At 48.9% G+C, this 6,994-nt stretch carries 11 protein-coding genes; 4 read left to right on the forward strand and 7 right to left on the reverse strand.

The features are described 5' to 3' along the window. Window positions 1-482: 482 nt before the first annotated feature. Window positions 483-923 carry a hypothetical protein gene (locus A6M21_RS07100; protein ID WP_066667406.1) on the reverse strand — a complete coding sequence of 147 codons (441 nt, stop codon included), beginning with the start codon at window positions 921-923 and terminating at the stop codon, window positions 483-485. 197 nt (window positions 924-1,120) lie between these two features. Here A6M21_RS07100 and A6M21_RS18700 point away from each other — a divergent pair, with 197 nt between their 5' ends. Next, complete coding sequence (locus tag A6M21_RS18700) at window positions 1,121-1,279, forward strand: hypothetical protein (RefSeq protein ID WP_161486024.1); 159 nt, start codon at window positions 1,121-1,123, stop codon at window positions 1,277-1,279. 515 nt (window positions 1,280-1,794) lie between these two features. Here the strand turns inward: A6M21_RS18700 and A6M21_RS18335 are convergent. Genes A6M21_RS18335 through A6M21_RS07110 form a run of 3 tightly spaced genes read right to left on the reverse strand, consistent with a single transcriptional unit; the run spans window position 1,795 to window position 3,665 of the window. Further along, window positions 1,795-2,100, reverse strand: coding sequence for a hypothetical protein (locus A6M21_RS18335; RefSeq protein ID WP_151191836.1), 306 nt, complete (start codon window positions 2,098-2,100; stop codon window positions 1,795-1,797). A gap of 46 nt (window positions 2,101-2,146) precedes the next feature. Beyond that, complete coding sequence (locus A6M21_RS07105) at window positions 2,147-2,551, reverse strand: hypothetical protein (protein ID WP_066667408.1); 405 nt, start codon at window positions 2,549-2,551, stop codon at window positions 2,147-2,149. Beyond that, window positions 2,541-3,665: a helix-turn-helix domain-containing protein gene (locus tag A6M21_RS07110; protein ID WP_066667410.1), complete on the reverse strand. Its 1,125-nt coding sequence runs from the start codon at window positions 3,663-3,665 to the stop codon at window positions 2,541-2,543. The genes A6M21_RS07105 and A6M21_RS07110 overlap by 11 nt, the downstream gene beginning before the upstream one ends. Before the next feature lie 396 nt (window positions 3,666-4,061). Between A6M21_RS07110 and A6M21_RS18340 the strand changes: the two genes are divergently transcribed. Beyond that, complete coding sequence (locus A6M21_RS18340) at window positions 4,062-4,238, forward strand: Arc family DNA-binding protein (RefSeq protein ID WP_151191837.1); 177 nt, start codon at window positions 4,062-4,064, stop codon at window positions 4,236-4,238. Between the two features lie 53 nt (window positions 4,239-4,291). Here A6M21_RS18340 and A6M21_RS18705 read toward each other — a convergent pair whose 3' ends face one another. The 3 genes from A6M21_RS18705 to A6M21_RS07125 all read right to left on the reverse strand — a co-directional run bounded on the left by A6M21_RS18705 (window position 4,292) and on the right by A6M21_RS07125 (window position 5,539). Continuing rightward, window positions 4,292-4,435, reverse strand: a complete 144-nt coding sequence (locus A6M21_RS18705; RefSeq protein WP_161486025.1) for a hypothetical protein — start codon at window positions 4,433-4,435, stop codon at window positions 4,292-4,294. After that, a complete protein-coding gene (locus A6M21_RS07120; RefSeq protein ID WP_066667414.1) occupies window positions 4,422-4,817 on the reverse strand; it encodes a hypothetical protein in 396 nt (131 codons plus the stop codon). The genes A6M21_RS18705 and A6M21_RS07120 overlap by 14 nt, the downstream gene beginning before the upstream one ends. A 479-nt stretch (window positions 4,818-5,296) precedes the next feature. Then, the gene (locus A6M21_RS07125; RefSeq protein WP_066667416.1) at window positions 5,297-5,539 is read right to left on the reverse strand and encodes a helix-turn-helix domain-containing protein; all 243 of its coding nucleotides are present in this window, start codon (window positions 5,537-5,539) and stop codon (window positions 5,297-5,299) included. A gap of 147 nt (window positions 5,540-5,686) precedes the next feature. On the opposite strand from A6M21_RS07125, the gene A6M21_RS07130 reads away from it, so the two are divergent. Then, window positions 5,687-6,295, forward strand: coding sequence for a helix-turn-helix domain-containing protein (locus A6M21_RS07130; protein ID WP_066667417.1), 609 nt, complete (start codon window positions 5,687-5,689; stop codon window positions 6,293-6,295). An 89-nt stretch (window positions 6,296-6,384) separates the two neighbouring features. Further along, the gene (locus tag A6M21_RS07135) at window positions 6,385-6,912 is read left to right on the forward strand and encodes an ImmA/IrrE family metallo-endopeptidase (protein ID WP_066667418.1); all 528 of its coding nucleotides are present in this window, start codon (window positions 6,385-6,387) and stop codon (window positions 6,910-6,912) included. Window positions 6,913-6,994 lie beyond the last annotated feature (82 nt).

Consider the following 6,994-nt stretch of genomic DNA (forward strand, 5'->3'; position numbering starts at 1 on the left):
CAACGGGATACCTATCTTCTCGATTGTTCACCCTGGCCAGAGCTTGATGCTCCACATTAATACGGGGATCCGCAATGTCGCTGCCGTAATCTGACTTTTCATCGTCCTGTTGGTAGATCCCGAAAGTTGGATTTTTCATAGCTGATAACGGCGTGGGACCCATGGACACTTATACTATGGAAAGCGCGCCGTCAGGCCACCCCCCTGCGAAATTTTTAGTCTAATTTATCATATCCTCGCGCAGAATAGCCGCATCCCCTGTAGCAGGTATAATCGTAATTTAGCTCATTACCCTTGCCAACCCAGCATAATTCTCCGCATATAGGGCACTCTACCCATCGGCAGTCACAATCTGTCTCACTACCACAACCAAGGCACTTATCATCCCTGCCTGCGTATTTTCCTACCCACCCCTTACCTGTAATCCAGTTAGCCATTTAAACAACCTCCCATTCAGCCGCGCCTCCCGGCGCCCGACCAGATTACTTAGATCCACCCATTAGAGCATCCCATGCCTGCCCGCCGGCGGCACTTTTTATATGACCTGAGCCATCTTTCCAATTTGTGCGCTTACCGCCGCAATATGTTTCTATGCCGCCGCCGGCAGCCAGTTTTGCCACCTCACCAATGTCGTCAAGCGGTGCGGGTGGTGGAATCACGATCACGGACATCTTTCCCCGCTCGGCCCGCCGGCGGGCTTTGAGCCATTCCTGGAACGACCGAAGCACGTGTTCAGGGTTTAATCCTGTGGCTAGGGCTACGGCTTTTACCCCTTCGTGCCCATACATGCTCCACGCCCGGCGAAGAACCGTAAAGCGAGCAGACGGGGTAAATGCCTTGCGATAGCTTTTTGCCAATTCGCTGATGGCATTCACCCCTGCATCAACTCTTTTCTTAAGGACAAGAAGCAGTATTCTTTCCAACGACTGAACCTCGGAGGAATAGGATATTCTTTTATGGCGCGTTTCCCCCACCGCCGAACGGCACGGCGGGCATACTTCTTAATTTCCTCGCAGGTTTCGGGACTGCTTGGCACGCGCATACTGCTCCCCCTTTATTTTGAATTTGGTCAATCTTCGTCCCGGGTAAAACCGGGTCCCCGGCCCGCCACGGGAAGGCGTTGACCATCGGGCCGGATTCCCGCGCCACATTGGGCGCGGTAGCGCCGGATACCGCCTCCTACTTGATCCACGCTCCCCCCAGGGATAAAAGGGCCAGGGAATGGTGCAAGCTGAGCGTCATTTCGCTGCAGGCGCTGCTTAAAGCAAAAACGCTTTAAGTTTGTTAGCTTGTATCTGCTGTCCCCGTTATGTAGTGGGTAAGGTAGCGGGCGCGACCCCGTACCAGCTTGAGCAAGCTGACCAAACCTGCCGGCCCGGGCTTCCCGGCCAAAGGCGCAGGAAGTCATGTTGCACCCGGATTTGCAAGGGGGTTCGAATATTATCGCGGCATATAACCCCCAAAGCCGGACCGTCGGGCACTCGCCCTTCGCTTCCAGCGCATCCACCACGCTCGTACTGCATATCCCTGTCATCCCCAAGGGGACTAAGGCCCTGTGCAGCCGTTTTCGCAGATTATGCGCCTTCCGCTCAGAGCGCGCCACACGTCACGGCGGAGGCCAAGACCTCCAATTCAGGAAGAATCTCCTCCCCTATTCCGTCCGCGTAAAACGAACGAAACAAGGCAAGAGGTTCTTTTTTCATACCGTGCCGTCGTAGCCGGGCGGGTTGTCCACGCCCGGGTGCCCCGGCAACGCAGTGTTTTTTGTATGGACCGGGCCGAAGCCCGGTCCCGTTATGGAAAGGGAGAAAAAGCTAACTGACCAGTTGACTTTTTCTTTTTACCGTGATACATTTCACTGTTTATTATAAAATCATCACAATTATTCCTTATATGTCCATTGCAAGTTATACAGCCTCCTTTTTCACACCCATCTAGTTCTCGGTCGAAACTATATTCATTGCAAGACTCTAAATCAACATATCGACGACAGATATTACACTGACATTCTTTGCATTTAAACGGACCAATATCACCTTTAGCTTGTTCAAGTGCTAATTTAATTTCTTCCCATTCAGCTTCCGTCACCGTGTTTTTCACTACCATATAACCCTCTGACCCATTTATTTGCAGATCGCGATGTCCATTACCCAAGCATCCTCTTTATTTGTTGCTTTAGGTCATTAAGGGATTGTTCCAGCCTGCTTTTTTGTTCTGGTGGACCAATTTCAAATGCCTTTTCTGTTAACAAAAACGCATTTTGCAACATAGAAATTGCAAGTATATGGCGCTGAACGGCAACTTCTGTCAACCGCAAGCCGTCTTTATTACATAAATGGTAACGGCTCCCAAAACTGTAAACCAAAATATTGTTTTTCCGTAATGCGGCGGCCAGGCGGTAGATCCGCTCCCGGTGGTTTTTGGTATCGCTGCCGTACAGGTCGGCGGCCGCCTGTCCCACGGGCAGACCGTTGGGGTGGCGCTCTTCGATGAGTTTATGCAGGGCGTCGGCCAGGACGCCGCCGCGACGCTTCCTTTGTTTAGCCGCCATTTGTTTTGCCCCCCTTGATGGCCTTAAACTTTTTGTTGTTTACTACACCCTTAATCCCAGGTTTGATTATTTCAGCCAGCATGTCTTTAGCATTGGAGATATAAGGGAAATACACTGTTTCACAGGCAGGAATCACCGTATTTGCCAGAAGTGATATAGTTGTTCCATCATGTTGCATACTTGCGACGGATTCAAGTAATTCATCCTCTCGCTCAATTAGTTGCTTTGCAAGTTCGTATGTTTTTCTTATGCTGTTGAAAAATTCTTTTACCATGTCAGAGTAAGGAAGGATCTTTTTTCTGAATTCTTCTGCCGCTGCACGGCCACCGTAATCTTTCAGGGGTCTGTTGTCGGTACCGGGGGTTTCATCTTCATCCCGGGCTGGTGTTTCCTCGGTGGGAACCAGTGGTTCCACCGGGGAATGATCCGCTTCCGGCCCCACAGATTCTTTCTCCTGATCGACTTCTTCAGGGGCTTGTTCAGCTTCATCCCATTCATCCGCGCAGGGCTCATCCTTTTCCGCATCCATCTCCTGATCAGGATTGGCTTGGTTCAAATACCCAAGTGTCAAATTTTTTACACTTGAGTATTCCTGATTCTCCCAGCGTGAAATTGTTTGTTGCGGAACACCCAACTTCTCCGCCACCTCTTCCTGTGTCATCCCCTCCGCCCGCATTTCCAGGGCTTTTCCCCTGATCTCGCTCCGCGCATCTTCCCGCTCCGTCGCCAGGTCGGCCACCCAGTTCTGCACGGTCTGCCGGGTGACGCCGAGCAGGCCGGCAATCTCAACAACCAGCCTTTTTCCGTACCACCGCCGTGCGGCTTCTCGCAATTCCTGCCGGGTAAGCGGCCGGCCATGCCGAAGGTTCAGTTCCACCGCCCGGGCATCCGGATCCGTAGGGTCCTCCACGACCACTTCTACCGTTTCAACCCCGAGTTGCCGGCACGCTTCCAACCGATGCCGGCCGTCCAGTAGGCGGCCATCGGGCATCACAACCAGCGGCGGCAGCTTCGCGCCGGCTTCCAAAGCTTCGCGGTAGCGGGCCACGGTATCTGGGGCAATTTCAGCACGGGGGTAGATGGATTCATCCGCGATTATCTCGGTTATTTTCATGACATCCACCCCTTTTGAACAAGAATTAGCTGACAAAATTACTATTTCCGGGTAAAATTATGATTAACTTGAATCCTTTTCCTTCACTTACTTATCGCCACAACGGGGACGGCCTGCTTATTGTTATTGGCCGGAAGCAGTGCCTTTGTCAGCGTCATTTGTACCAGCGCATTTTTGGATACACCCAACCTCTCCGCTTCTTTCGCGATTATATGATCGAGTTCTAAAGTAAGCCTATAAGTTGTTATGCGCTTTTTAGGTGAATTCATTTTGATTCCACCACCCACTTTTAATAATATAGTGAATTCACTTTGATGTCAATATGAATATAGAAATATTTTTTGGCAAGGTTATAATAAATGTGATTGCAATATGATTTCATTTTGGAGGCATACAATGACTACTTATAAAAAACAGTTTACCTTGCGTCTGAAAGACGAGTGCTTCGAAAAAATCAAGCTCATTGCAAAGAAGAACAAGCGCTCTATCGCTATGGAGATTGAGTACGTCCTTGAGCAATATATTGCCGGCTTTGAAAAGAAGTATGGCCCTCTTAAGGTTGAGGAGGAATGATAAATTTTGCCCGGCGGGCTATCCCGCCCAGGCGTATCTTTTTGGGGACCACCCTATTCCGCCAAGCACGCGGCCAGCAATTCGGCAGTACACCACTCTTTGTCGATCTCAAATTTCTCATATTCCCCCGGTTCGATTTCCCACGTCACCGGGTCGGAATAGCAGTATTGCCGCCAACGGCATTCAGCGCAGGTCATTGATGAACGCCTCCTGAAACTCACTTTTGTTGATCCTGTCCAAGCACCCGTCTTCGTACTCGACTTCTATGTAACCACCGCCGAAACCAACAACACTTGCTTTCTCATCATTGACCGCATCCATCACCTTTTTTCCAACAAGTGCATCTGCCTCTTCATCTGAAAAAAGCTCATCAAGCATGATTCCGTTGTCGGTTTGAATTTTCTCCGGATTAATCACCATGTTGCGCGCCAGATCAACCACCGCCTTATCTTCAACCTCACCCATAAAGTCCACCATATCCGTCAGCTCATCACCATGATTCTTATACCATTTTCGGTGAGCTTCCAAAAACAGTTCCCAGGCCCGACGTTCAGCATCGCTATGAAAAACGATCTTCATGTCCGTCCCGCCTCCTTAACCCTGTAGCATTCGCTGATACTTTACAATCAACCGGTCCAGGCGCTCGCTAATTTTACTAAAGCGGTGGCCGCATTCAGGGCATATCATCATGGCTTTCCACCCCTTTCTAAGAGCACATCAGTAATTATTATGGTAATGTTTTCCGGTTTCTGGTATAGTTAGGGGAAGGAGATGTCGGTACTAACAGTAAGTTTTCTTTGTTATTCATGCGCGTTTTTTGCATCTTTCGATAGATGCCTAGCGCAATAAGGCGACAAAAAGTTTTCATTTCAGCTTGATTTATTTGTATCATCATCCGGGAGCACCCCTTTTACCTCGACAGAACATGTATTTTTACATCGAGGACATTTTATTATCATCCGCAAAGAGCCGCGGAGTGAATATTTTAATAAAAGCTTTCTGCACTTGGGGCACCTGAATTCGGTGTGAGACATTTCATAACACCTCATGGGTCGTTGTCAGCGAAGATTTGGATCTTCTGCATAAGCATCATCTCGCTTTGCGGTTAAAAGCTCCGCAACCTTAACGCCAAGCGTTTCGGCGATTATGACCAACTGGTCTGCCCTGATACGGCATCGCCCTTTTTCCAAGTACAGATAACCCACTTCGGTTTTGTAGCCAAGGTTTTTGGCCATTGTCTTTTGGGAAATCTTTAAGGATCGCCTGAGTTCCCGGATTTTTTCAAGGTTAACATGACACATTCTGCTTCTCACCTTTCAAGTAATTTAATTATAATCTCCCATAACGGGAGATGTCAATACCAAGATTACCATATTGTCAGGTTTAATTGCCCACAAAATGTGGTTATATTATAATTACACTACCATTTTGGTAAGCTGGTGAATATGATGACTCTTGGTGACCGCATTAGGGCGGCCAGAAAGGCCAAAGGATTAACGCAAAACCAACTCGCTGAAGCTCTGGGGCTTAAAGATAATGCTGTCAGCCGCTATGAGAAAGATACCCGACGTCCTGATCCGGACATGTTAATGAAAATTGCATGTGCGCTTGATGTACCTGTTGGCTATCTCCTTGACGAACCGGGAGAATCGCCATCGGATAAACTTATGGTTCCTCCTGAATTGCAACGTACTCTGGATATGGCCCGGCAACTTCAACCCGAGCAATTGGAAGTAGTTGAGGAGTTAATGGGTATATTGGTTAAGAAAAACCAAAAGAAAAACGTGGCAATTGTCCATGACAACGACAAACATACACCGTCTGAACAAGTATCTACACAGCTACAGGAGCCCCAGGAACCCGAAGAGGACATCGACATTCGCCAAATCCCAATGGCCGCCCACCTAGAGGGGGCGGAGAGTATACCGTTGACGCCGGAATTGGAAGAAGTGATCAAAAAGAGCATCCTTGAAGCCCGGCGAATGAAGCGGGAATTGGATGCCCAGGAAAAGGAAGAACGAGAAAAAAACAGTAGCGATACAAAGACCACTACCTGACGAAACGGTAGTGGTCATACTTTTTCCTATGAAGCATGTCTCCTGCCCTGCCGAAACTATTAATATGGCTGGGTAGGGGGTCTTATAAGATGACGAATCTGGAACATTTGCTGGAACTTGCTCGCCATGAAAAAATAATGCTACTGTATCAAAAACTGAGGAACTGCTCCCGTGACAAATTGTTAGGGCTGTATGTTTGGGACCCGGTGGCGCCATGCATTATCCTTGATGAAAGCCTGCATCATAACGAACGCCTGCACACGTGCGTCCTTGCAGAAGAACTGGGGCACCACTTCAGCGGCATCCGGCGTAATTTCATGATTACCAGCCCCGGCCAGGACCGCATCACCGTTTCCAAGGATGAAACGGGAGCTATGCGATGGGCTACCGATTATTTGGTTCCGGATGCGGAATTGATGTATGCCGTATCCAAACTAAAACTACGCAGTTGCTGGGAGTTGGCTGAGCATTTCCAGGTAACCCAATTTTTCATGTGGCGGAAGCTGGGATTTCTCCGCACCTGCTTCCGAAACACCGGTATCAAAGTCCGCAGCAGGGATATTTTTACCGTGGAGATGGTGCCGTGCATGGAAATCCCGGCCGGTATGGCCCGATAGTACAAACCGGGGTTCCTAGTTTCGGTTTTTTCTTCCACCTACCGTTCCTTTCTTTATAGAAAAATATTCCTATCAAGAAATT

Origin of the sequence: Desulfotomaculum copahuensis, assembly GCF_001655685.1 — a bacterium.
In the GTDB taxonomy this organism is placed as follows: domain Bacteria; phylum Bacillota; class Desulfotomaculia; order Desulfotomaculales; family Desulfovirgulaceae; genus Desulfotomaculum_G; species Desulfotomaculum_G copahuensis.

Coding starts and splice junctions, on each gene's coding strand:
- A6M21_RS07105 (WP_066667408.1), bottom strand. CDS start 2,551: ATGGCGGCTAAACAAAGGAAGCGTCGCGGCGGCGTCCTGGCCGACGCC.
- A6M21_RS07110 (WP_066667410.1), bottom strand. CDS start 3,665: ATGAAAATAACCGAGATAATCGCGGATGAATCCATCTACCCCCGTGCT.
- A6M21_RS18340 (WP_151191837.1), top strand. CDS start 4,062: ATGACTACTTATAAAAAACAGTTTACCTTGCGTCTGAAAGACGAGTGC.
- A6M21_RS18705 (WP_161486025.1), bottom strand. CDS start 4,435: ATGACCTGCGCTGAATGCCGTTGGCGGCAATACTGCTATTCCGACCCG.
- A6M21_RS07120 (WP_066667414.1), bottom strand. CDS start 4,817: ATGAAGATCGTTTTTCATAGCGATGCTGAACGTCGGGCCTGGGAACTG.
- A6M21_RS07125 (WP_066667416.1), bottom strand. CDS start 5,539: ATGTGTCATGTTAACCTTGAAAAAATCCGGGAACTCAGGCGATCCTTA.
- A6M21_RS07130 (WP_066667417.1), top strand. CDS start 5,687: ATGACTCTTGGTGACCGCATTAGGGCGGCCAGAAAGGCCAAAGGATTA.
- A6M21_RS07135 (WP_066667418.1), top strand. CDS start 6,385: ATGACGAATCTGGAACATTTGCTGGAACTTGCTCGCCATGAAAAAATA.